23 protein-coding genes and 5 tRNA genes are annotated in these 22,024 nt (G+C 50.8%); all 28 read left to right on the top strand.

The features are described 5' to 3' along the window. The first annotated feature begins 3 nt into the window (after window positions 1-3). Window positions 4-1,050, top strand: a complete 1,047-nt coding sequence (locus HMPREF1250_RS08100; RefSeq protein ID WP_023054187.1) for an ABC transporter substrate-binding protein — start codon at window positions 4-6, stop codon at window positions 1,048-1,050. After that, window positions 1,051-2,385 (top strand): 30S ribosomal protein S12 methylthiotransferase RimO, encoded by a 1,335-nt coding sequence (gene rimO / locus HMPREF1250_RS08095; RefSeq protein WP_023054186.1) that lies wholly within the window; start codon window positions 1,051-1,053, stop codon window positions 2,383-2,385. Between the two features lie 13 nt (window positions 2,386-2,398). Continuing rightward, window positions 2,399-3,655: a competence/damage-inducible protein A gene (locus HMPREF1250_RS08090; protein WP_023054214.1), complete on the top strand. Its 1,257-nt coding sequence runs from the start codon at window positions 2,399-2,401 to the stop codon at window positions 3,653-3,655. A gap of 9 nt (window positions 3,656-3,664) precedes the next feature. Then, a complete protein-coding gene (gene recA / locus HMPREF1250_RS08085) occupies window positions 3,665-4,717 on the top strand; it encodes a recombinase RecA (RefSeq protein ID WP_023054174.1) in 1,053 nt (350 codons plus the stop codon). A 2-nt stretch (window positions 4,718-4,719) separates the two neighbouring features. Then, window positions 4,720-5,142 carry a regulatory protein RecX gene (locus tag HMPREF1250_RS08080; RefSeq protein WP_023054173.1) on the top strand — a complete coding sequence of 141 codons (423 nt, stop codon included), beginning with the start codon at window positions 4,720-4,722 and terminating at the stop codon, window positions 5,140-5,142. Window positions 5,143-5,309: 167 nt separating this feature from the next. Then, entirely contained in the window at window positions 5,310-6,845 is a 1,536-nt protein-coding gene (gene rny / locus HMPREF1250_RS08075) for a ribonuclease Y (protein WP_023054204.1), read from the top strand. A 237-nt stretch (window positions 6,846-7,082) separates the two neighbouring features. Beyond that, a tRNA-Asp gene (locus tag HMPREF1250_RS08070) sits at window positions 7,083-7,159 on the top strand. Window positions 7,160-7,163: 4 nt separating this feature from the next. After that, window positions 7,164-7,239: transfer RNA gene (locus HMPREF1250_RS08065), tRNA-Phe, on the top strand. A gap of 5 nt (window positions 7,240-7,244) precedes the next feature. Further along, window positions 7,245-7,319 (top strand) — tRNA-Gly (locus HMPREF1250_RS08060). Between the two features lie 6 nt (window positions 7,320-7,325). Beyond that, window positions 7,326-7,399 (top strand) — tRNA-Cys (locus HMPREF1250_RS08055). A 15-nt stretch (window positions 7,400-7,414) separates the two neighbouring features. Next, window positions 7,415-7,503: transfer RNA gene (locus HMPREF1250_RS08050), tRNA-Leu, on the top strand. Window positions 7,504-7,619: 116 nt separating this feature from the next. Next, complete coding sequence (locus HMPREF1250_RS08045; protein ID WP_023054155.1) at window positions 7,620-8,384, top strand: segregation and condensation protein A; 765 nt, start codon at window positions 7,620-7,622, stop codon at window positions 8,382-8,384. Continuing rightward, window positions 8,356-8,907, top strand: a complete 552-nt coding sequence (scpB, locus tag HMPREF1250_RS08040; protein WP_023054182.1) for an SMC-Scp complex subunit ScpB — start codon at window positions 8,356-8,358, stop codon at window positions 8,905-8,907. Before HMPREF1250_RS08045 ends, scpB begins: the two co-directional genes overlap by 29 nt. Further along, window positions 8,879-9,595 carry a pseudouridine synthase gene (locus HMPREF1250_RS08035; protein WP_023054201.1) on the top strand — a complete coding sequence of 239 codons (717 nt, stop codon included), beginning with the start codon at window positions 8,879-8,881 and terminating at the stop codon, window positions 9,593-9,595. Before scpB ends, HMPREF1250_RS08035 begins: the two co-directional genes overlap by 29 nt. A gap of 15 nt (window positions 9,596-9,610) precedes the next feature. Further along, window positions 9,611-10,852: an NAD(P)/FAD-dependent oxidoreductase gene (locus tag HMPREF1250_RS08030; RefSeq protein ID WP_023054212.1), complete on the top strand. Its 1,242-nt coding sequence runs from the start codon at window positions 9,611-9,613 to the stop codon at window positions 10,850-10,852. Next, entirely contained in the window at window positions 10,849-11,520 is a 672-nt protein-coding gene (cmk, locus tag HMPREF1250_RS08025; RefSeq protein WP_023054193.1) for a (d)CMP kinase, read from the top strand. The genes HMPREF1250_RS08030 and cmk overlap by 4 nt, the downstream gene beginning before the upstream one ends. Then, window positions 11,517-12,125, top strand: coding sequence for a lysophospholipid acyltransferase family protein (locus tag HMPREF1250_RS08020; RefSeq protein WP_023054196.1), 609 nt, complete (start codon window positions 11,517-11,519; stop codon window positions 12,123-12,125). Before cmk ends, HMPREF1250_RS08020 begins: the two co-directional genes overlap by 4 nt. Continuing rightward, on the top strand, window positions 12,126-14,105 hold the full coding sequence (locus HMPREF1250_RS08015) for a bifunctional 4-hydroxy-3-methylbut-2-enyl diphosphate reductase/30S ribosomal protein S1 (RefSeq protein ID WP_023054211.1): 1,980 nt from the start codon (window positions 12,126-12,128) through the stop codon (window positions 14,103-14,105). It abuts the gene before it with no gap. A 66-nt stretch (window positions 14,106-14,171) separates the two neighbouring features. After that, the gene (locus HMPREF1250_RS08010) at window positions 14,172-15,497 is read left to right on the top strand and encodes a DUF512 domain-containing protein (protein ID WP_023054179.1); all 1,326 of its coding nucleotides are present in this window, start codon (window positions 14,172-14,174) and stop codon (window positions 15,495-15,497) included. Between the two features lie 6 nt (window positions 15,498-15,503). After that, a complete protein-coding gene (gene der, locus HMPREF1250_RS08005) occupies window positions 15,504-16,835 on the top strand; it encodes a ribosome biogenesis GTPase Der (RefSeq protein ID WP_023054216.1) in 1,332 nt (443 codons plus the stop codon). After that, on the top strand, window positions 16,832-17,443 hold the full coding sequence (plsY, locus tag HMPREF1250_RS08000) for a glycerol-3-phosphate 1-O-acyltransferase PlsY (RefSeq protein WP_023054181.1): 612 nt from the start codon (window positions 16,832-16,834) through the stop codon (window positions 17,441-17,443). The genes der and plsY overlap by 4 nt, the downstream gene beginning before the upstream one ends. A gap of 87 nt (window positions 17,444-17,530) precedes the next feature. Next, on the top strand, window positions 17,531-18,085 hold the full coding sequence (rsmD, locus tag HMPREF1250_RS07995) for a 16S rRNA (guanine(966)-N(2))-methyltransferase RsmD (RefSeq protein ID WP_023054167.1): 555 nt from the start codon (window positions 17,531-17,533) through the stop codon (window positions 18,083-18,085). 2 nt (window positions 18,086-18,087) lie between these two features. Next, window positions 18,088-18,579: a pantetheine-phosphate adenylyltransferase gene (coaD, locus tag HMPREF1250_RS07990; RefSeq protein WP_023054198.1), complete on the top strand. Its 492-nt coding sequence runs from the start codon at window positions 18,088-18,090 to the stop codon at window positions 18,577-18,579. An 11-nt stretch (window positions 18,580-18,590) separates the two neighbouring features. Beyond that, entirely contained in the window at window positions 18,591-19,058 is a 468-nt protein-coding gene (locus tag HMPREF1250_RS07985) for a hypothetical protein (protein WP_023054185.1), read from the top strand. A gap of 95 nt (window positions 19,059-19,153) precedes the next feature. Further along, the gene (locus HMPREF1250_RS07980; RefSeq protein ID WP_023054197.1) at window positions 19,154-19,963 is read left to right on the top strand and encodes a TrmH family RNA methyltransferase; all 810 of its coding nucleotides are present in this window, start codon (window positions 19,154-19,156) and stop codon (window positions 19,961-19,963) included. A 6-nt stretch (window positions 19,964-19,969) separates the two neighbouring features. After that, the gene (larB, locus tag HMPREF1250_RS07975; protein WP_023054168.1) at window positions 19,970-20,722 is read left to right on the top strand and encodes a nickel pincer cofactor biosynthesis protein LarB; all 753 of its coding nucleotides are present in this window, start codon (window positions 19,970-19,972) and stop codon (window positions 20,720-20,722) included. 4 nt (window positions 20,723-20,726) lie between these two features. Continuing rightward, complete coding sequence (gene larC, locus HMPREF1250_RS07970; RefSeq protein WP_023054218.1) at window positions 20,727-21,170, top strand: nickel insertion protein; 444 nt, start codon at window positions 20,727-20,729, stop codon at window positions 21,168-21,170. Further along, window positions 21,163-22,024 (top strand): ribonuclease HIII (locus HMPREF1250_RS07965; protein WP_023054161.1); only part of this gene is annotated, 862 nt, incomplete at its 3' end. The genes larC and HMPREF1250_RS07965, both read left to right, overlap by 8 nt.

The following is a 22,024-nucleotide window of genomic DNA, read 5'->3' as shown; positions in this document are numbered from 1 at the left end:
TCTATGATTAAAAAACAAATGCCTTTCGTCGGCATCATCTTCTTTGTTATTTCCGTGTTGGCCTTATGCGCCTATGTCATTGAAGAGCAACAGGCGGCCAAGGCGGCGGCAGCTTACGAAGCGGAACGGCACCTGGTTGTCGTATCCGATTTGCCGGATGCCGTTAATCGGGATCTTGCCGCAGCCTTTTATGAGGAGACGAAACTGCGCATCCAGATACGCACGGAAAGCGACGATACGATACGCCGTCTTTTAAAAGACCCGAACGAGCGTATCCCGGATTTTGTCATTGCTTCGGAAGAAACGTTGTATAGCGAAGACGGATTACAACATTTGAAGGCCAGTTCGTCCGAGCGGGCAGCTGCGGTTCCGGAGCGGTTCAAAGCTGCTGACGGCAATTGGACGGGACTTTGGTTTGATCCTCTGGTTTTTGTTGTCAGCCGCGATTACTATGCCCGACGAGGTCGTGAGATCAACTATTGGGATGATTTGCTGACGGATCCGCAAGTCGTCGTTGCGTTTCCCGATCTGGCGGCTACCGATTTAACGGGAAATTTTCTGTTTCATTTCGTTTCACTGCGCGGTCAGGATAATGCGTCCTTGTATTTTAAGACCTTGCAGAACCACATCGGTGCTTACAGCACGTCTTTATCGCCGATTATTCTCCGCGTTGCCGGCAATGACGCCCAGATCGGCATTACCGACGGCGCTGCTGCCAGACAATATCGCAACGACGGGGCGCCGATCTACATCCTTTATCCGCAGGATGGGACCGCCTACTGGCTGACAGGCGCTGCACTTACGCAATGGTGCGCCGATGATGAGTTGGCGACTGCCTTTATGGACTGGCTTTTATCCTCACCTGTCGACGGCATATTGCAGAAAAATCATCTTTATTTAAACTATACGACCGATGCGTTACCGGCTCATGTTGATTCACGGGGCCACAGTCCGGTGTTTTTTGACATGGCACAGGTCGTTACCGAAAAAGAGCGGCGGCAGGTTCAGGATTGGTGGATCAAAACAATTCGCTTCGGGAAAGGAATGTAGATGGAAAATATAGGGTTTGTCAGTCTCGGTTGCTCTAAAAATTTAATTGATACGGAAGTGATGCTGGGGATTTTGAAAGATCATCATCTTCGCATTGTCGACGATTTGGCAGCAGCCGATATCATCATTGTCAATACCTGTACGTTTATTGAAAAGGCCAAAGAAGAATCGATTCGTACGATTTTGGATGCGGCGCGCTATAAAACGGAAGGGCGTTGCCGGATGCTTATCGTTACAGGCTGTCTCGGCCAACAGTATAGAGAAAGCCTGTTGGAAGAAATGCCGGAAGTCGACGCTCTTCTCGGTACCGGCTCATGGGATCGGATTTGGGAAGCCATTCAGGCTGTCAAACAAGGTCGGCGCGCCTGTTTTATGGATGACGTTCGTCACCTCTATGATCAGCATACGAGTCGGGTGCGAACGACGCCGACGTACAGCGCTTACGTCAAGATCGGAGAAGGGTGCAATAACGGCTGCACCTTTTGTATTATTCCTCAGGTTCGGGGACCGCTGTTCAGCCGGCCGATCGACTCGATTGTTGCGGAAGTGAAAACGCTGGCCGCCGAAGGCGTAAAGGAAATTAATCTGATCGCGCAGGATACGACGAGTTACGGTGTCGATATTGCCGGCGTATCGTTGTTGCCCGCGTTATTGCGGCAGTTGGTGGAAATTGACGGTATCCGCTGGATCAGGCTTTTCTATTTATATCCCCATTACTTTACCGATGAATTGATGGAGCTCATGATTAGGGAGGAAAAAATCTGTCCTTACGTCGACTTGCCGCTTCAGCATATAGCGCAGTCCGTATTGGAACGAATGAATCGACGCGATTCACAGGCTGATGTCCTCGCCTTGATCCAAAAGCTCTGTCGGCATGGCCGTAAATTGGCTTTACGTTCCACTTTTATTGTCGGATTTCCGGGCGAAACGGAAGCGGAGTTTCAGGAACTCTGCAACTTTGTTGAAGATACGGCGTTTGATGCTGTCGGTGTTTTTTCCTATTCACAGGAAGACGGGACTGCAGCCGCCAAAATGCCTGATCAGATTTCTGCCGCAGTAAAAGAAGAACGTTATCATATGCTGATGTCGATCCAGGCTGCCGTATCAGAACGAAGGAATCGAAGTCTCGAAGGAACGTTGCATACGTTTCTGGCGGAAAAAATCGTTGAAGAAGACGGCGTCGTGCAGGCTGTAGGGCGGATTGAGATACAAGCTCCCGAGGTTGATGGTCTGACCTATGTGGATAATGCCGCCGGCCTGCAGCCCGGCGATATGGTTGTCGTTCGCATCGTGCAGGGCTTTGCGTATGATTTGACTGCAGAATTGGCGGAATGAGAAAGGAGCGGCTATGTTTGTAGAACTGGTGACGACAGGCTCGGAATTGCTTATGGGAGAAATCGGCAACGATAACGCCCGCTATTTGTCACAGCAGCTGAATCGCCTGGGATATTCCGTTTTGTACCAGACGACGGTAGGTGACAACCCGCAGCGCATGAAAGCGGTTTTGGAGACGGCGCTGCAGCGTGTCGACATCGTCATTACGACAGGCGGGCTCGGTCCAACGCAGGGGGATATGACTAAACTTGTCGGCGCAGAGGTGCTTGGGCTCCCCTTGGTCTATCATCATTCCGTCATGGCAGACATATCTTCCTGGCTTCAGGCGCACCATCCCGAACGGAGCTCGCTGACGGCTAACCAAAAGCGGCAGGCCATGATTCCGGAAGGCGCCGTTATTTTTTCCAATGAAGCCGGTACGGCGCCGGGGATTGCGGCGGAACAGGGTGGCAAGGTTTTGATCCATCTGCCCGGGCCGCCGCGAGAAATGCAGTGGATGTTTGTGCATCGGGTACAGCCGTATTTGCTGCAGCGGTTCGGACCGCAAGGGTACATTCAGTCTCTGTACGTCAATATTTACGATATGGGTGAGGCGCTGCTGGAAGAAAAGTTGATGGATCTGATTATAGCGCAGTCGAATCCGACAATTGCCATGTATGCCCGTCCCGGATTCGTCGAAGTTCGTCTGACGGCACAGGCGGAAACGGCAAACGCCGCACAGTCGCTGCTGCAGCCTCTTGAAAAAGAATTGCGGCGACGGCTGGCGCGGACGGCGGTCACTTTTAATGAGGAAACCATTGCCGACGCCTTGGGACGGGAGCTGCGCAGACGCCGGTTAACTGTTGCCGCCGCCGAATCATGTACCGGCGGCCTGATCGGTTCGCTGATTACCGATATCCCGGGCAGTTCCGGTTATTTTCGCGGGTCTGCCGGGACCTATTGCAATGAAATGAAAGAGAAATTGCTCGGCGTGTCGCCGGCGACACTTGCGACCTTTACCGAGGTCAGCGCTGAAACCGCCGCTGAAATGGCGCGCGGCAGCCGCCGGCTTTACGGCTGCGATCTGGCCGTCAGCACGACCGGTGTTGCCGGCCCCGGCGGCGGTACGGAAGAACGGCCCGTCGGTTTGGTATACACCGGTATAGACGGTCTCTGGGGAACGGCCGTGCATCGCGATATTTATCCCGGCGACAGGATGGAAATAAAGTACCGCGCCGCAACGCGGGCAATATACTACGGATTACAATATGTATTGGAGCACCAAGAATAGGAGAAAACGATGGAAGCGAAACAAGCAGCTCTTGAGAATGCCTTGCGCAAGATTGAAAAGGATTTTGGTAAAGGCGCCATTATGCGCCTTGGCGACTTGGCCGGGAAGATGAACATGGAGGTCATCTCGACGGGATCGCTGGCCTTGGACCTGGCTGTCGGCGTCGGCGGATTTCCGCGCGGCCGCGTCATCGAAATCTACGGTCCCGAATCATCGGGGAAGACGACGTTGGCGTTGCACGCCATTGCTTCGGCACAGAAAAACGGCGGTATTGCCGCATTTATCGATGCCGAACATGCATTAGATCCCGTTTATGCCCGGCATTTAGGTGTCGATACGGCTGATTTGCTGATTTCCCAGCCCGATAACGGCGAGCAGGCGCTGGAAATTACGGAAGAACTCGTGCGCAGCGGCGCTGTCGACATCATTGTCGTCGACTCCGTTGCGGCCCTTGTGCCGAAAGCGGAAATTGAAGGCGAAATGGGAGATTCCCATGTCGGTTTGCAGGCGCGGCTGATGAGTCAGGCCCTGCGCAAGCTGACGGGGATTATTTCCAAATCGAAAGCAATCGTCATCTTCATTAATCAGCTCCGTGAAAAAGTCGGCGTCATGTTCGGCAATCCGGAAACGACGACAGGCGGCAGGGCGCTGAAATTCTATTCGTCCATCCGCATTGAAATCCGCAAGGGCGAGGCGATTAAGAGCGGCGGCGATGTCATCGGCAACAGAGCTCGCGTCAAGGTCGTAAAAAACAAAGTCGCGCCGCCTTTCCGCAACTGCGAATTCGACATCATGTACGGAACGGGCATTTCCAAGGAAGGAACGATCCTGGATTTGGCGTCTTCTATGGATATTGTTGAGAAGAGCGGCACTTGGTATTCGTATAAGGGAGAGCGGCTGGGGCAGGGCAAGGAAAATGCCAAAGCTTACTTTCAGGAACATCCGGACGTGGCGGACGAAGTGGAAAAAATCATTCGCGATACGTTGGCGGCGGAACCGGAAAAGTTTGATGAAGTGCTGACGGATATTCCGGAAACGAGTACTGACGGTACCGATGCGTGACCATGGGATTTTCTGAGGCCTACAACGAAGCGCTGCGGTTTCTCCGTGTGCGCTTCCTCAGCGAAGCGGAGATGCGCGGCAAATTGACGCGTAAGGGAATTGACGGGCGTTTGGCCGACGCCGTCGTCGGCCGTCTTAAGGAAGAACGGCTGCTTGATGATTGCCGTCTGGCCCGCTCAGTATATCGTTATTATCGCCAAAAAGAACAGTACGGACATCGTTACATCTGTAATAAATTGCGTCAGCGGCACCTGCCGATACCGGCCGATGCGGAACCGGGCGATGAATATGAAACGGCTTGCCGACTGTTGCGCAGACGCTTCGGGGAAGAAACGCCGGATATCCGGAAAATAAGCCGTTTTCTGGCTTATCGCGGTTTTTCGGGGGCCGTTATCCGCGCTGTAACGGAAACGTATTTTCCTTGACAGGAATGTGAAAAAAAACTACAATTAGAGTAGTCAGTTTCCTGACTGAAGATTATTTTGCATAGGTATAGGTTTTTTGAAAATGAAGTAAAGAAATTAATGATTCATATTAAAAAAGCCGGACAGTACGTTCGGTTTTTTTTATTGAAAAGGAGGTGAAATCAGGAATGTTGGCAATACTAGCTACAGCAGTTGTCTTCGCCGTGATCGGTCTTGGCGCCGGTTATTATTATCGCGTGAAGATAGCTGAAGGAAAACTGGGTCAAGCTGAAGTCGAAGCGGAACGGATTGTTTCCAATGCCAGACAGACGGCGGAAGCCCACAAGAAGGAACTTATCCTCGAAGGGAAAGAAGAAGTCCACAAGCTGCGTGCCGACGTCGAACGCGAGAATAAAGAGCGTCGCGCGGAAATACAACGCATGGAACGGCGTCTCCTGCAGAAGGAAGAGCATTTGGACAAAAAGACGGAAGTGATTGAAAAAAAGGAAGAATCGCTGATTCGCAAGGAAAATGAAATCGCTAAAGTCAGAGAGAAAGTAGATTTGCTCCATGATCGGCAGATGGCGGAGCTTGAACGGATTTCGGGACTTACCTTTGAAGACGCGAAGGAATTACTTCTGAACAACGTCAGAACGGAAGTTAAGCATGACACGGCAATTATGATTAAAAATCTCGAAGACGAGGCGAAAGAAGAAGCTGAAGGGAAGGCCAGAGAAATTATCTCGATGGCAATCCAGCGGTGCGCCGCCGATCATGTGGCAGAAACAACGGTTTCCGTCGTTTCTTTGCCTAACGATGAAATGAAAGGGCGGATCATCGGTCGTGAAGGCCGTAATATCCGTGCCATTGAAACGCTTACCGGCGTCGATTTGATTATTGACGATACACCGGAAGCGGTCATATTATCCTGTTTTGATCCGATTCGCCGAGAAGTTGCCCGTATCGCGTTGGAAAAATTGATCGTCGACGGTCGGATTCATCCTGCGCGCATTGAAGAAATGGTTGAAAAAGCTCGTAAGGAGGTCAATCAGAAGATTCGCGAAGCGGGAGAACAGGCAACGTACGAAACAGGCGTGCGCGGCCTCCATCCGGAATTGATCAAAGTTCTCGGACGTCTGCGTTATCGCACCAGCTACGGACAAAACGTGCTGCGTCACTCTATCGAAGTTGCGCAGCTTGCGGGAATCATGGCAACAGAGCTCGGCGTAGACGCAACGATGGCCAAACGCGCCGGCTTAATTCACGATATCGGCAAAGCGTTGGATCATGATATGGAAGGAACGCACGTTTCCATTGGCATTGATGTCGCCAAGAAGTACGGCGAATCAAAAATAGTCATCAATGCGATTGCCTCTCATCACGGCGATGAAGAACCGTCCACGATTGAGGCTGTGCTTGTCGCGGCAGCTGATGCCGTTTCGGCGGCTCGTCCGGGAGCGCGTCGGGAAACGCTTGAAAATTATTTGAAACGATTGACAAAACTGGAAGAAATCGCCGAATCTTTTGACGGTGTCGAAGACTGTTTCGCCATTCAGGCAGGCAGAGAAATTCGGGTTATGGTAAAACCGGAAAAATTGAGCGAAGACGACTGTGTCATCCTCGTTCACGATATTGTCAAACGGATTGAAGCTGAATTGGAATATCCCGGTCAGATCAAGGTTGTTATTATCCGCGAAACACGGATGATCGATTATGCAAAATAAAAGGCCCCATCAGAAAAGCCCCTTACCGGAAAGGTAAGGGGCTTTTACTGCGATCGGACTATAACCGGCGTTCCCGGCGGGGATGGACGGGACGAAACGTACGTCTTTTTCTGCCGGCAAAAGAAGATGGAGTGCGGAATGGTATTTGCAGAGACTTTTATTTTTAGACTTGCCAAATGATTTCTGTCATGATATAATCTTCCTTGTTCGGAGTTATCGACTGTTCCGAATGGAAACGGCCCCGTGGTGTAGCGGTTTAACATGTCGCCCTGTCACGGCGAAGATCGTCAGTTCAAATCTGATCGGGGTCGCCATTTTGCTCAGGTAGCTCAGTCGGTAGAGCAGGGGACTGAAAATCCCCGTGTCGGCGGTTCAATTCCGTCCCTGAGCACCAATCATGCGGAAGTAGCTCAGTGGTAGAGCACCACCTTGCCAAGGTGGGGGTCGCGAGTTCGAGCCTCGTTTTCCGCTCCATAGTATGGCGGCATAGCCAAGCGGTAAGGCAGAGGTCTGCAAAACCTTCATCCCCAGTTCGATTCTGGGTGCCGCCTCCATAGTTTTTCTGTCATGCCGAGGTGGCGGAACTGGCAGACGCAACGGACTTAAAATCCGTCGGATAGAAATATCCGTACCGGTTCGATTCCGGTCCCCGGCACCACTCAATCAAACATTGTAAAGGGGCTCGGCAGGGGCCTTTTGCAGACGACCAGAAGGTTTGGATGTAGATCCAAGCCTTTTTTGTTACATGCCTTTGAAAGGGACGTTGCAGACGAGATGGGGGAATATCGTTACAAAGTATCGGATTTTGAAGGGCCGTTGGACCTGCTCTTATATCTGATCGAGAAGAATAAAGTCGATATCTATCATATCCCTATTGTGGAGATTACGGATCAGTTTAATGAGTACATAAGTCAGATCAAGTCTTTCGATGCTAATTACGGCAGCAAGTTTTTCTTGATGGCGGCAACGCTGCTGCAGATCAAGTCACGTCATTTGCTGCCGAAGGTACCGAAAGCAAGCGATGAGGCTGAAGACGATTTACAGGAGGCGTTGGTCCGTCAGTTGGTCGAATACAGGCGGATGAAGGCTCTTTCACAAGTGATGGGAACGCTTTGGGAAGCGCGCAGCTATATGTTGGACAGGGAGCGAACGCCGTTGCCGCATGAGCCGAAGTTTTCTGGAACCATTCAAAAAAATGCCCTGTATCAAGCCTTTCATACGGTTTTCCTGGCATTGGAAGAATCGACGCCGGCAGTTGTACGGATACGGCAGGAAATCTATACGGTCGATGAATGTATGGAGCGGGTGAAGGAACTGCTTGCCAGACAGCGGAAACCGGTGACGCTTTCCGACATTTTCCGCTCTTGCCGTACGAAATTAGAATTGATCATTACTTTTTTGGCTGTCTTGGAATTAGTAAAAATGGGACAATGCCGGACTATATCTGACGGAGACGATGGACATGCCCTTGCCTTGCAATACAACTGCAGAGCCGGAGAGAACGGCAATTTTGGAAGCGCTGCTCTTTCTCAGCGGTGAACCGCTGACCGTTGCGGATTTAAGCGCCCATACGGGATGGACGGCAGATACGGTACGGGATACGGCAGCAGCGCTGCAACGACTGTTACTTCATGAACAGCATGGCATTACGCTGCTGACAGTAGCCGGAGGGTATCAGCTGGCAACGAAGAAAGAACTGCACGACCGGATCAATTGGGTTCGCAGCGGGACGACGGAATTATCAGCTATGGCGTTGGAAGTGCTGTCCATCATCGCTTTTAAGCAACCGATAACAAGGGCGGAAATAGAAAAGTTGCGCGGCGTTTCGTCGGGACATATCGTTTCGGCTTTGTTGCAGCAGGGCCTGATCCAGGACCTGGGGCGTAAAGATACGCCTGGCAGGCCTATTTTGTACGGAACGTCACCGTACTTTTTGGAATGTATCGGCTTGAATTCATTAGATGATTTGACGATCCTTTTACGGGAAGAAAATTTTGACGCAGATGCAGCTGGCGCTGTACAGGAGGAAGAAAATGGAACGATTGCAAAAAGTGATGAGTAGTTGCGGCGTTGCTTCGCGGCGCGCTTCGGAGCAATTGATCCTGGCTGGTAAGGTGCGTGTCAACGGCGTCATCGTCAAGGAATTGGGCGTAAAAGTCGATCCTGATCGCGATGTCATCGTCGTCAACGGGCAGAAGCTGGAGATGCAGCCGAAGCATTATTATCTCTTCAATAAACCGAAGGGGGTCATTACGACAGCAAGCGATGATCAGGGAAGAGAAACCGTTTTAGACTACTTTTCAGCCGTAAAGGACAGAATTTATCCTGTTGGCCGCTTGGATCAAAATACGGAAGGGTTGCTGCTGCTGACTAATGACGGCGCTTTGGCAAATATCCTGATGCATCCGAGTCGGCTTGTCGATAAGACGTATGAAGTCAGAATCAAAGGTCGCGTTGCCGAAGGGCATTTGCAGAAGCTGGCAGACGGCGTTAAACTCGCCGACGGAATGACGGCGCCGGCGATTGTCTGTTATAACGGATATGACGGTGCAAACGACATGACGACGTTGGAGATTACGATCCATGAAGGGCGCAACCGACAAGTGCGGCGGATGGTTGAATATTTCGGCTATAAAGTGCATAATTTAAAGCGTGTACAGTACGCTTTTCTGACGCTCCATGGCGTCAAGCGCGGCGCTTACCGCCGTTTAACGCGCGAAGAAGTTAGAGAATTATATCGATATAAATAAAGGTACGCATTGACGATGAAAAACGTTCTGGTTGTCGGGGCCGGCGCTGCCGGTATCATGGCGGCTCTGGCCGCTGCCGAAGCAGGTGCAGCGGTCCGACTTTTTGAAAAAAATGATATTGTAGGGAAAAAGATGGGAATTACCGGCAAAGGGCGGTGCAATCTTACCAACTCTTGCTCCATGGCCGAATTTATCAGCCACACACCGGGAAACGGCAGATTCCTTTTCAGCGCTTACAGGCAGTTTACGAACCGGGATTTGATGGCCCGTGTGACGGCATGGGGATTACCTCTCAAGGAAGAACGCGGCGGTCGTATTTTTCCTTGTTCCGACAGCGCCGTCGAAGTGCGCAGACTTTTTTACCGGCAGCTCCGCGAGCATAGAGTGCAAATCCACTTTAACGAAACTGTAGAGCGCCTATGGCGGGAAGCTGGCGGCTGGCAGGCAGAAACGGTAAAGGGACGGTATGCCGCCGAGGCCTGCATCATTACGACCGGCGGCGTTTCGTACCCCGTTACCGGTTCAACTGGCGACGGCCATCGCTTTGCCGCCGCTTTGGGACATTCCGTCAGTTGCCTGAAACCGTCTCTGATTCCCTTTGTGACCGCTGAAGCGTGGCCCGGCGATCTTGCCGGTTTGTCTTTACGGAATGTGGCGGGAACACTTTGGCAAAAAGGAAAGAAAATAGATACTCGTTTCGGCGAAATGCTGTTTACGCATTTCGGCGTTTCAGGCCCGATCATTTTAATGCTCAGTGCGGCGGCAGCGCACGGAAAGGACATCGTTTTTCCGTTGGAACTGACATTGAATCTTAAGCCGGCGCTGACAAAGGAAAAACTGGATGCTCGCGTGCAGAGGGATTTACAGCAATATGTCCGCAAGCAAATGGGGAATGCGCTGAATGATCTTTTGCCGCAACGGTTGATTCCCGTTGTTTTGCGACAAGCAGGCATTGAGGCGAAGCTTCCTGTCAGTCAGCTGACAAAAGAGCGGCGGCAGGATTTGGTGGAAACGTTGCAGGAACTCCATCTTACCATTACGGCGACGCGACCTGTCAGCGAGGCGATCGTTACGGCCGGCGGCGTTTCCGTCAAGGAAATCAATCCGCAGACGATGGAATCCAAAGTCGTTCCGCAGCTGTATTTTGCCGGTGAAGTTCTTGATATTGATGCGTTTACAGGCGGTTACAATTTACAGGCAGCCTTTTCCACCGGTTTTGTTGCCGGCAAGGCGGCTGCAGAGGAGATAGCGGAATGAGGAAAATAACTGTCGCCATTGACGGGCCGGCAGGTGCCGGCAAGAGCAGCGCCGCTAAGATTGCGGCAAAGAGGCTGCATTATTTATATATTGATACGGGAGCTATGTACCGGGCCTTTACGTGGGCATTATTGGAGCGGCAGCTGTCGATTGCTGATGAAGAAAAAGTGGCGGCATTGGTGGAAACTGTTTCGATCCGGTTGGAAGCAGGCGAAGAACGGTGCCGCGTTTTTGTCGATGCCAGAGAGGTGACGAAGGAAATCCGCAGTTATGACGTGTCTGCTCATGTTTCAACCGTTGCGGCTCTTGCAGTGGTGCGGCGAAAACTGGTACAATTACAAAGGGAAATGGCTGCCGGCGGCGGTGTGATTTTAGATGGCCGTGATATCGGCACAGTCGTTTTGCCGCAAGCTGATTTGAAGTTGTATCTGACGGCATCTGTCGCTTCTCGGGCGCGGCGGCGCTGGCTTGAGGTACAGGCGGCGGGAGGGACGGAAACCTTGGCGGACATTGCCGCCAACATTGCCGCTCGTGATAAGTTGGATTCGGAGCGGGAGATTTCACCGCTGCGCCGAGCCGATGATGCCGTTTTGCTCGATAACAGCGAATTGACGCTGGACGAAACGGCGGACATGATTTGTCGCTTGATTGAGGCGAGGGCGCGATGAGAGCTTTTTCATACAAGATCATTCGATTTCTTTTCAATGCAGTAACGTATGTTTGGCTGGGAATGAAAGTGTACGGCGCAGAACGGATACCGCAGTCGGGGGCGTTTATTGTGGCCTGCAATCATGCCAGTTATTTCGATCCGCCGTTATTGGGAACGGCCATGCGGCGGCGATTGATCCATTTTATGGCGAAAGAGGAATTGTTTCGAAATCCCCTTATGGGTCGGTTCTTGCGGTATGTTCATACTTTTCCCGTGCGACGCGGTCATGTCGATCGCAAAGCCGTCGTCGAATCGCTCCGAATTTTGCGGGAAGGGCATGTGCTGGGCATATTTCCGGAAGGGACGAGCCGCAATCAGGGGAAATTGGGCCGTTTTCATGAAGGAATGGCCGCTATCGCCATTAAAGCGGGCGTGCCGGTTTTGCCGGCGGCAGTCGTCAATTCGCGGACATTGCCGAAGAAGAGCGGTCCTGTCTGTGTTGCTTTCGGTGAACCGCTATATCCGCCTCGGGGAGCAGGCGGCAAAGAGGATGTGGAAACCTTTACCGCTGCCGTTCATGCGGCGGTGGAACGATTGCTGGATCGTTATGGAGGTGCAGTATAATTGCGCGTGATTATTGCAGAGGCCTGCGGCTTTTGTTACGGCGTGCGCCGCGCCGTCGACCTTGCAGCCGAGGCCGTTGCCGGAACACATACACTGGGGCCGATTATTCATAACCCGCAGGTAGTAGGAGCGCTGGCGGAACGGGGCGTCTCACCGGTTCATTCCTTGGATGAGGTGGCCGATCGATCAAAGATCCTGATTCGTTCTCACGGTGTCGGTCCGGCCGTTTATCGGCAGGCGGAAGCGAAACGGTTGGAATTGGTCGATGCCACTTGTCCCCATGTAAAAAAAGCGCAATATGATGCGCAAAAAGTTATCGAAGAAGGCATTCCCTTAATTATTATCGGAGAAAAAACCCATCCTGAAGTAATTAGTATTTCACAATGGGGGGGCAATCGTGCTATTATAATAGATAAGGAAGAAGAAGCGCAGCAAATTCCGTTCTGTAAAAGGATGGGCGTTGTTGTGCAGACGACCTTTTCACAGGCGCATTTCAAGCGCATTGCCGCCATATTGGAAACGAAGACCGATCAGCTTGACGTTTATATGACGATCTGTACGGCAACACAGCAACGGCAGGAATCGGCTGTGAAGCTGGCAGTAAAAGTGGATGCAATGATTGTCATTGGCGGCAAAAACAGTGCCAATACGGGACGACTGGCAGAGGTCTGCCGCGATGCGGGCTGTCCGACTTATCACATTGAGACGGCAGGCGAATTGCAGGAAAAGTGGTTCCGCGGCATGAAGGAAATAGGCATCACCGCCGGTGCTTCAACACCGGATTGGATAATACAGGAGGTTGTTAAGATTATGGAAAATTTGCAAGCAGAAGGCACAGAAGTAATGAGTGAAGAATTGTTGGACCAGTATGACTATGAAGAAAATCCAAAGAAAGGCGATGTCGTAAAAGGCACGGTTATTTCTGTGAACGATGATGCTGCCTATGTTTCCATCGGCACGAAGGCAGAAGCTGTTTTGCCGAAGAAGGAAATGGCTGTACCGGCGCCGGAAAAAGCGAGCGATTTTGTCAAAATCGGCGATGAATTGACGGTGGAAATTGCCAACAACATCAAAGAAGAAGGCGCTATTGTCGTTTCCCTCGTTAAGATGAAAAAGGTTGAAGACTGGAAGGAAGTTCGCGCTGCTTTTGAAGCGGATGAACTGATCGAATGTACTGGCAAGGAGATCAATAAAGCAGGTCTCGTTGTTTCCATTAAATCGCTGCGCGGGTTTATTCCGCTTTCACAGGGGGATGTCCGTTTCGTGAAGTCTCTCGATTATCTTGTCGGCGAAACGTTCCCCGTTAAAGTCATTGACCTTGATGAACATAAAAATCGTCTGGTTCTTTCCCGTAAAGCCGTTTTGGAAGTGGAACGGGAGAAACAGCGCGCCGAAATTTTGGAAAATATTGAAGAAGGGGCCGTTATGCACGGTACCGTTGTCAAGATCATGCCTTATGGCGCCTTTATTGATCTCGGCGGCGTAGAAGGGTTGCTTCATATTTCCGACATTTCGTGGAAACGGATCAGTTCGGTTGACGCCGTTTTGAAAGCCGGCGATGAACTCGACGTGCTGGTTCAAAAATTCGATCAGGAAAAGAACCGTATTTCTCTTTCCCTGAAGGCGCTGCAGAAAAATCCGTGGATTGCTGCAATTGAAAAATTCGAAGTCGGAGATGTTGTCAAGGGGGAAGTAAAGAAGTTATTGCCTTTCGGCGCGATCTTGGCTATTGATCCGGAATTGCAGGGCTTGCTCCACGTTTCCGAATTAAGCGAACAACGCGGCGCCGTCGTTAAAGATTTGGTGAATATCGGTGATGTTTTGGATGTCAAAATCATCGCTGTCGATACGGATAAGAAAAAGATATCCTTAAGTGTGCTGGCTGTCCAGAAAGATGCAGAAGCGCAGGAAGTCCGCAATTATTTGGAAAATGCGGCAGAGGAAGCGGCTACTATCGGGGACACTGTAGAAGATAAATAAGTTTTCGGGAAAGGATAGCCGGGGATTACCGGTTATCCTTTTTTTGCTTTATAGGAAAGGGTCTGCATGAAAAACAGATTGAAGCCTGTCATTTCGAAGGTAGCGGCAGGGAGCAGGGCGGCGCAAAAAGGATTGCAGCCGGGAGACGTGATCGTTTCCGTGAACGGCCAAAACGTGTCGGACCTGATTGACTTGAACTTTGCGTTGGCCGATGAAGATGTTCATTTAGTCGTTAAAAACGGCGACGCATTGCGGGACTGTTATTTTCAGAAGCGTTTTGGCGAGGATTTGGGAATAACGATGGAATCAGCGGTTTTTGACCATATCCGGCAATGCCGCAATAATTGCATCTTTTGTTTCATTTCTCAAATGCCGAAGGGAATGCGGCCATCTCTTTATGTTAAAGATGATGACTATCGCATGTCTTTTTTGACAGGCAGTTTTATTACCTTATCCAATATGTCGGAAGCCGATCTGAAACGGATTATTCAGTACCACTTGTCGCCGCTCCATATTTCCGTTCACACGACAAATGGTGCGTTGCGCAGTCGCATGATGCGGCAGGAACGGACGGCGGATATTCTGAAAGAATTGCAAAATCTTGCTGCCCATGACATTGATATGTATTGTCAGATCGTGTTAGTGCCGGGGTATAATGACGGCGAAGAATTTACGAAGACGCTGCGTGATTTTGCGTCGTTAGGGGATCATGTCCTCGGTGTTGCCGTCGTGCCCCTGGGCATGACCCGTTTCCGGCAGGATTGCGAGCCTTTGAATCCTGTAACAGAGGCGTGTGCCAAGGATATTATCGAGCGGGCGAAGCCTTTCATCATGGACAGCCGGGAACGGGGACGCGGCAGTTTTGTTTATCTTGCCGACGAATTTTATCTGAAGGCTCATGAGGCGTTGCCGCCTGCCGCTTGGTATGACGGGTATGAGCAGATTGAAGACGGCATCGGCATGCTGCGGCTGTTTGAGGAACAATGGCATCAGTGGGACGGCATGACGCGCGCAACGTACGCGCGAAAACTGAACCTGGCTTTGTTTACGGGAACCTTGGCGGCGCCATTTATTGAAAATCTGGTCAATGAAATCTGCATTGCCAATTTGCATTGCCAGATCATACCGGTGGAAAATGACTATTTCGGCAGTCAAATTAACGTTGCCGGTCTTTTGACGGCAACGGATATGTTGCGGACGTGGCGGGGGCTGTCGCAGCCTTTTGACGGCCTGATTATTCCCGGAACGGCGCTGCGGAAAGGCGAGAATATTTTTCTCGACGACGTGACTTTGGCGGAATTTGAAAAAGAGATCGGCGTTCCTGTCCGTGTCAGCGAATTTGCACCGGACCTGAAACAATTGTTATATCATTGGGATGAAGATAAGGAGTAATTGTGTATGTATAAACCCTTAGTGGCCGTCGTAGGCAGACCGAATGTCGGGAAATCAACGCTTTTCAACGCAATTGTAAAGAAACGCATCTCCATCGTGGAGGATCTTCCCGGCGTAACGCGGGATCGGATTTACTTTGATGCTGAATGGCTCAACCAGGAATTTACGATGGTCGATACCGGCGGTATTGAGTTTGTTGATGAAAAAAATCATATTTTTACAAGCATGCGTTACCAGGCGGAACTGGCTATCCATGAGGCGGACGTGATTATTTACGTCGTTGACGGCAAAACAGGTATTCAGCCGCAGGACCAGGAAATAGCGACGCTTCTGCGCGCAAGCGGTAAGTCGGTTATTTTGGCGGTCAATAAAATCGACAGCGTTGAGCAGGAAATGAATATTTACGAATTTTACGGTCTCGGGTTGGGCGATCCTATCGGCGTTTCTGCAGTTAATCTGATGAATCTCGGCGATTTATTGGACGAGGTTTTGAAATACATTCAGAAGGTTCCGGTTCTTGACGAGGATGACGGCTCTATTCACATTGCGCTGGTCGGTCGTCCCAATGTCGGCAAGTCTTCAATGACCAATGCGCTGCTCGGTAAAGATCGCGTCATCGTCAGCAATATTCCCGGTACGACGCGGGATTCCATTGACACCCATTGGAAGCACGACGGTACGGAATTCGTCCTTATTGATACGGCGGGAATGCGGCGGAAGGGAAAAATTGACTTGCCTGTGGAACGGTACAGCGTCGTTCGGGCACTGCGCGCCGTTGACCGATCAGACGTTGCCGTATTGGTTTTGGATGGCCTTGACGGTGTGACGGAACAAGATAAAAAAATTGCCGGATATATCCATGAAGCCGGCAAAGGCTGTATCATCGTCGTCAATAAATGGGATCTGGTTCCGAAGGACAGCAAGACTTCTTTGAAATATACGGATGATATTCGCCGCGAACTGGCTTTTATGCAGTATGCACCGATACTTTACGCATCGGCATTGACGCATCAGCGAATCGATCGGTTGGCCGATCTGGTCAAGTACGTTTCGGAACAGCAGCACATGCGCGTGTCGACAAGTGTGCTGAATGAACTGTTGGAAGATGCGCAATTGACCAATCCGCCGCCGGCAAAGGGCGGCAGACCGCTGAAGATTTATTATATGACGCAAGCGTCGGTACAGCCGCCGACCTTTGTGCTTTTTGTCAATGACCCGCAGTTGCTTCATTTTTCTTATACCCGTTATTTGGAAAACCGTCTTCGGGAAACGTTCGGCTTTGAAGGAACGCCGCTGCGCCTGATCGTCCGCGGCAAGAAGGGAGACGATGCGTTATGATGTCGTTGTTGTATCTGCTTTTGGCGTATATTGTCGGCTCTTTCCCCAGCGGACTTGTCGTCGGCAAGTTTTTTTTCCATACGGACTTGCGGGAATACGGCAGTCATAATATCGGCGCGACAAATGCGTACCGCGTGTTGGGCGCCATGCCCGGACTGGCTGTGCTGATTCTCGATATTGCCAAAGGCGTGTCAGGTGTTTGGCTGGGGAAACTCGCCGGCGCCGCTGCTCCGGAATATCAGATTTATTTGATGATTGCCGGCGGGCTCATTGCTATTATCGGTCATTCCTGTTCGCTGTTTCTCCAGTTTAAGGGCGGCAAGGGGGTGGCAACGGGGTTAGGCGTTATTTTGTTTTTGGCGCCCGTTGAAACGGCGATCGTCTTTCTGGTTTGGTGTGTCATCGTCGCGGTTACGCGTATCGTATCCCTGGGATCAATCGTGGCGGCGGCGCTTGTTCCTGTTGCGATGTACTTTTTTGATGAACCTCTCCCGGTCACTGGTTTCGGACTGTTGGCTGCTGTCCTGGTCATCGTACGCCATAAAGATAACATTATCCGACTTCTTCATGGCAATGAATTAAAAGTGGAACGAGTAAAAACAAAGTAGCTGATAAAATTTTAATCTGATGTTCCTTTCCTATTTGATATGTATAAAAAAACGTGTATAATTGATTGTGTACAAGCAGGTGGTGTTGTGAGAATTATAGCGGGTTCCGCGCGAGGGCGCCTTTTAAAATCGCCGAAAGGCATGCTGACGCGGCCGACGCTCGACAGTACGCGGGAAAGTTTGTTCAATATTCTCGGACCCGGGGCGCTGAAAGATGCTGCCGTTCTCGATATCTTTGCCGGTACCGGTGCCTTGGGACTGGAAGCGGTAAGCCGCGGTGCGACAAAAGCCGTTTTTATTGACAGCAGGACCGGCGCTCTGATTAGGGAAAATGCGTTGTTGTGCCGTGCGGCCGATCGATGCACTGTCCTTGCCGGTGATTATAAGCGCATGTTGGCACATCTTCAAGGAGAACGGTTCGACTATATTTTTGCTGATCCGCCATATGTGAAGAATTTTGTCAATGAAACGATTGCTTTGATTTTTCGCCATACATTGCTTCGGTCTGACGGTCTGCTTCTCATGGAGCACAGCAGTCGGGAACCGATAGCGGATAGTCCCCTGTTTACAATTATCAGAAAAAAAACCTATGGAAGCGACACGCAGATATCATTTATCCGCGGTTGCAAGGAAGGGGTATAAAGGTGCGAATCGGAATCTGTCCGGGTAGCTTTGATCCGGTTACGAACGGACACATTGACATATTTGAAAGAGGCAGTAAACTTGTCGATCGATTGATTGTAGCCGTTTTTGAAAATCCAACGAAGAAACCGTTATTTTCCATGGCAGAGCGGGAAGCGATGCTCCATGAAACGACAAGACATATTGCCAATATTGAAGTTGTCAGTTTTGGCGGGTTATTAAATCAGTATGCGATTGAACGGGGAGCGACGATCATTATTCGCGGCCTTCGCGCTCTTACCGATTTCGAGTATGAGTTTCAGCGTGCTTTATTGATGAAAAAGGTGGAACCGACGATAGAGACGGTTTTTATCATGGCCAGTACACAACATTCGTATATCAGTTCGACGGGGATTCGGGAACTTGCTTGTTTCGGAGGCAAATTAGAGGGGCTTGTGCCGAGTTATGTTGAAGGTGAATTAAAATTGAAGTTTAAAGATAAATATAAGGCATAGAGGTGGAGCAGATGAATTCGGATAAATTATTGGAAGATTTGGAAAGCATCATTTTAAATGCGTCAAAAATGCCCTTTACGAACAAGAAAGTTGTTGAAGAAGAAGAAATCCTGCAAATCATCGACGACTTAAAGGTTTGTATGCCGGACGAATTGGATCAATCCAAGAAGGTATTGGCCGAGCGGGACAAAATCATCGCCGACGCACAACGGCATGCGGACAGTATGGTAGCACAGGCGAAAGATTATATTGCCAAATTGACGGAAGAAAGCGAACTGGTACGGCAATCGCAGGAACATGCCAATCTGATCATTGCCAATGCCAATCAGTCGTCTGAAGATTTGAAGAACAGTTCGATCACCTATGCCGGTGATGTCTTGAAATACGTGGAGTCGACATTGGAAAAAACCTTGTCCAGTATCCGGCAGAACAGAGAAAGTCTGATTCAGACGAATCGCGGAAAAGATGCCAAAAAGTAAGATAAATCAATTGAGTGGCGCAGTAAGTGCAATATCCTTGCGGTATTGCACTTATTTCTTACGCAAAAACGGCTTTACGTAAAGGATGCGAGAGTATGAAAGAAATTACTTCACGTGATAATCAATGGATCAAATTGGCTTGTGCAGTGAAACGAAAAAAGGAGCGTACTGCGCAGCGACGAGTTTTTCTGGAAGGCCGCCGTCTGGTGACGGATGCGGTGGAAAACGAAATTCGTGACGGCATTTGTTTTGTTTCGCCGAAAGGTCGTGAGCAGGCCGATTTTGACGATCTTTTCGCTCGCGGCGTTGCACTGGGCTGGGACTTTTTTTTCGTTACGGAGAGCGTGTACGATAAGTTGAAAGATACGCAGTCACCGCAGGGGATCGCCGCCGTCGTTCCTTTTTTTACGCATACGCTGCAGTCGCTGGAGAAGGATAACACGGCTCGTTCGTTGGTATACTTGCAGGCCATTCAGGATCCGGGGAATTTGGGGACCATCATACGGACGGCGGCGGCGACGGATTGCGGCGCCGTTATACTCAGTCCCGGCAGCGTCGACGTGTATAATGATAAGACGCTGCGCAGCGCGATGGGCGCTATTTTTAAAGTTCCCTTGATAGAGAATATTGACGAAGAAGAGATCTGTGCGTTTGTCCTGCGGCAAGGCAGGGTTCTGTTCGGGACCTCGCCGCAGGGACGTGTATCCTTCGCCGCTGCCGATTACAAACGTCCCGCTGTCCTGGCCTTCGGCAATGAAGGACAAGGGCTGACGGCGGCGTTTGCGCAGTGTTGCGACGAATTGTTGTCGATTCCGATGCGGAGCAATACGGAATCGTTGAATCTGGCGACAGCCGTAGGCCTGGTTCTGTACAGAGCATGGGAAGCGAACGGCTTTGCGAGGTGAGAAACGATGGATGAGATCAGAAAAATATTGGAAGCGTATAAAGCCGGCGTGTTCACGCTGGAAGAAGCCGCCGCATCACTGGCCGATGACCGAGGCGATACCTGTCATCTGGGGTTTGCCAATCTCGATTTACAGCGGCAGGAACGATGCGGATTTCCGGAAGTCGTCTATTGCGCCGGGAAGACAACAGAACAGTCGGTGAAGATATTGGCGTTTCTTATGGCGCGTTACGATAATGTTATCGGCACGCGTGCCGATCAGGCCGTTTATGAAGGGATTAAGCCGACTGTTCCCACCGCCTGCTACGACGCGACGGCTCGTATGGTGTATCAACATAAGGACCGGACGGTATTTAACGGAGAGCGGACAATTGCCGTCATTACGGCCGGAACCAGCGATATCCCCGTGGCTGAGGAGGCGGCGCTGACGGCAACGATTATGGGCAATAAAGTGGAGCGCATTTATGACGTCGGCGTAGCCGGGCTGCATCGGTTGTTAGCACGGCGCGAGGACATTTGCCGGGCTAATGTCAATATTGTCGTCGCCGGCATGGAAGGAGCGCTGGCCAGCGTCGTCGGCGGTCTGGTCAGCAAACCTGTCATTGCCGTGCCGACAAGTATCGGTTACGGCGCCAATTTTCACGGTTTATCGGCGCTGCTGGCGATGTTGAACAGTTGTGCCGCCGGTGTTTCCGTCGTCAATATCGATAACGGATTCGGCGCCGGGAGAATGGCGGCTATGATTAACGGCATGAGGTAGATCAATGGAAACATTATGGCAAATGGAAGCAAACATTGACGACATGAATCCGCAGCATCTGGAGTATGTCTTTTCACGCCTGCTGGAAAGCGGCGTCAATGATGTCTGGGCTGTACCGATGCTGATGAAGAAAGGGCGGCTGGCAGTGATGCTCGGTGTTCTCTGTAAGAAAGCGCTGCTAGAAGAAGTGGAAGCGATTATTTTTACAGAAACGACGTCCATCGGCGTGCGGCATTTTCCGGTCGAACGAAAGGCGTGCGAGCGCTTTTTCGGTGAAGTGACGGTCGACGGGGAACGGATCGGCTGTAAGATATGTTCCCATAACGGGCGCGTCACTACTATTTCCGCTGAATATGACGATTGCCGCCGCGCTGCCGAAAAAAGCGGTAAGCCCTTGAAGGAGTGGCAGCGGCGAGCTAAGGAAGAAGCGTATAAAATTTATGGATAAAGAACTGACACGGGTAGTAAAGAAATTTAGAGAAGCACTGCCGGCAAAGGGAATTTTCTGTGCGCAAGAAAAAGAAATCAATTACGGCTGCCAACTCATCTGCTGTAAAGGCGCGATGCGGAGTACCGTCAACTGGTATTACGGCAAAAAGGGAATTTCCGTCGTGTTGCAGGGAAAAGACACGCCGTTGAAAGAAGAACTGCGGCAGTTGACGAAGGTGCTCGCCGACGGGAAAAAAGCGGCGGCTGCCGCGCCGGAAGAATTGATTCGCCCATACGATGTAAAAACCTGGATCGGCTGTGACGAGTCGGGAAAGGGGGATGTTTTCGGACCTCTGGCGGCGGCAGCTTGCCTTTTGACGGAAGAAGATGCTCTTTATTTCCAGGAAATCGGCGTTTGTGACAGCAAAACACTGCCTGATTCCACGATTATCCGGCTGGCGGAACAGATAAAGGGCCGTCTCGGTGATCGTTGTACGCTGCGTGCCTATCCGCCGGAAGACTATAATCGGCGGTATGCCGCATTGAAAAAGGAAGGGAAAAATCTCAATCATCTGTTGGGATGTCTCCATGCTGAAAACATTTGTGTACTATTGTCAAAGTACGAATGTCCCTGTATAATAGTCGATAAGTTCGGTAAGGACTCTTACGTACTGGATGCATTAGGCTGTCAGTGCGCGGGCAGGCAGGTGATACAGGTGCCTAGAGGGGAGCGGGATATTGCTGTCGCCGCGGCGTCTGTTCTGGCCAGAAGCGCGTTTATAGAAGGAATAGCCGCTTTGGAGCGAGCTTTTTCCCTGTCCTTTCCGAAAGGAGCTTGGGCCGGTATTGATGAGGCCATAAGGCTTTTTTTAC

This window comes from Megasphaera vaginalis (ex Srinivasan et al. 2021), from assembly GCF_000478965.1.
GTDB classification, from domain to species: domain Bacteria; phylum Bacillota; class Negativicutes; order Veillonellales; family Megasphaeraceae; genus Megasphaera; species Megasphaera vaginalis.
The sequence above is the reverse complement of the archived record's forward strand: the minus strand, read 5'-3'. Positions and strand labels throughout refer to the sequence as shown.

What these genes read in the sequence shown, in the direction of transcription:
- HMPREF1250_RS08100 (WP_023054187.1), top strand. Translation starts at nt 4, where the DNA reads ATGATTAAAAAACAAATGCCTTTCGTCGGCATCATCTTCTTTGTTATT.
- der (WP_023054216.1), top strand. Translation starts at nt 15,504, where the DNA reads ATGTATAAACCCTTAGTGGCCGTCGTAGGCAGACCGAATGTCGGGAAA.
- HMPREF1250_RS07985 (WP_023054185.1), top strand. Translation starts at nt 18,591, where the DNA reads ATGAATTCGGATAAATTATTGGAAGATTTGGAAAGCATCATTTTAAAT.
- HMPREF1250_RS08090 (WP_023054214.1), top strand. Translation starts at nt 2,399, where the DNA reads ATGTTTGTAGAACTGGTGACGACAGGCTCGGAATTGCTTATGGGAGAA.
- recA (WP_023054174.1), top strand. Translation starts at nt 3,665, where the DNA reads ATGGAAGCGAAACAAGCAGCTCTTGAGAATGCCTTGCGCAAGATTGAA.
- plsY (WP_023054181.1), top strand. Translation starts at nt 16,832, where the DNA reads ATGATGTCGTTGTTGTATCTGCTTTTGGCGTATATTGTCGGCTCTTTC.
- HMPREF1250_RS08030 (WP_023054212.1), top strand. Translation starts at nt 9,611, where the DNA reads ATGAAAAACGTTCTGGTTGTCGGGGCCGGCGCTGCCGGTATCATGGCG.
- rny (WP_023054204.1), top strand. Translation starts at nt 5,310, where the DNA reads ATGTTGGCAATACTAGCTACAGCAGTTGTCTTCGCCGTGATCGGTCTT.
- cmk (WP_023054193.1), top strand. Translation starts at nt 10,849, where the DNA reads ATGAGGAAAATAACTGTCGCCATTGACGGGCCGGCAGGTGCCGGCAAG.
- rimO (WP_023054186.1), top strand. Translation starts at nt 1,051, where the DNA reads ATGGAAAATATAGGGTTTGTCAGTCTCGGTTGCTCTAAAAATTTAATT.
- HMPREF1250_RS07980 (WP_023054197.1), top strand. Translation starts at nt 19,154, where the DNA reads ATGAAAGAAATTACTTCACGTGATAATCAATGGATCAAATTGGCTTGT.
- larC (WP_023054218.1), top strand. Translation starts at nt 20,727, where the DNA reads ATGGAAACATTATGGCAAATGGAAGCAAACATTGACGACATGAATCCG.
- larB (WP_023054168.1), top strand. Translation starts at nt 19,970, where the DNA reads ATGGATGAGATCAGAAAAATATTGGAAGCGTATAAAGCCGGCGTGTTC.
- HMPREF1250_RS08045 (WP_023054155.1), top strand. Translation starts at nt 7,620, where the DNA reads ATGGGGGAATATCGTTACAAAGTATCGGATTTTGAAGGGCCGTTGGAC.
- HMPREF1250_RS08035 (WP_023054201.1), top strand. Translation starts at nt 8,879, where the DNA reads ATGGAACGATTGCAAAAAGTGATGAGTAGTTGCGGCGTTGCTTCGCGG.
- HMPREF1250_RS08010 (WP_023054179.1), top strand. Translation starts at nt 14,172, where the DNA reads ATGAAAAACAGATTGAAGCCTGTCATTTCGAAGGTAGCGGCAGGGAGC.
- HMPREF1250_RS08020 (WP_023054196.1), top strand. Translation starts at nt 11,517, where the DNA reads ATGAGAGCTTTTTCATACAAGATCATTCGATTTCTTTTCAATGCAGTA.
- HMPREF1250_RS08080 (WP_023054173.1), top strand. Translation starts at nt 4,720, where the DNA reads ATGGGATTTTCTGAGGCCTACAACGAAGCGCTGCGGTTTCTCCGTGTG.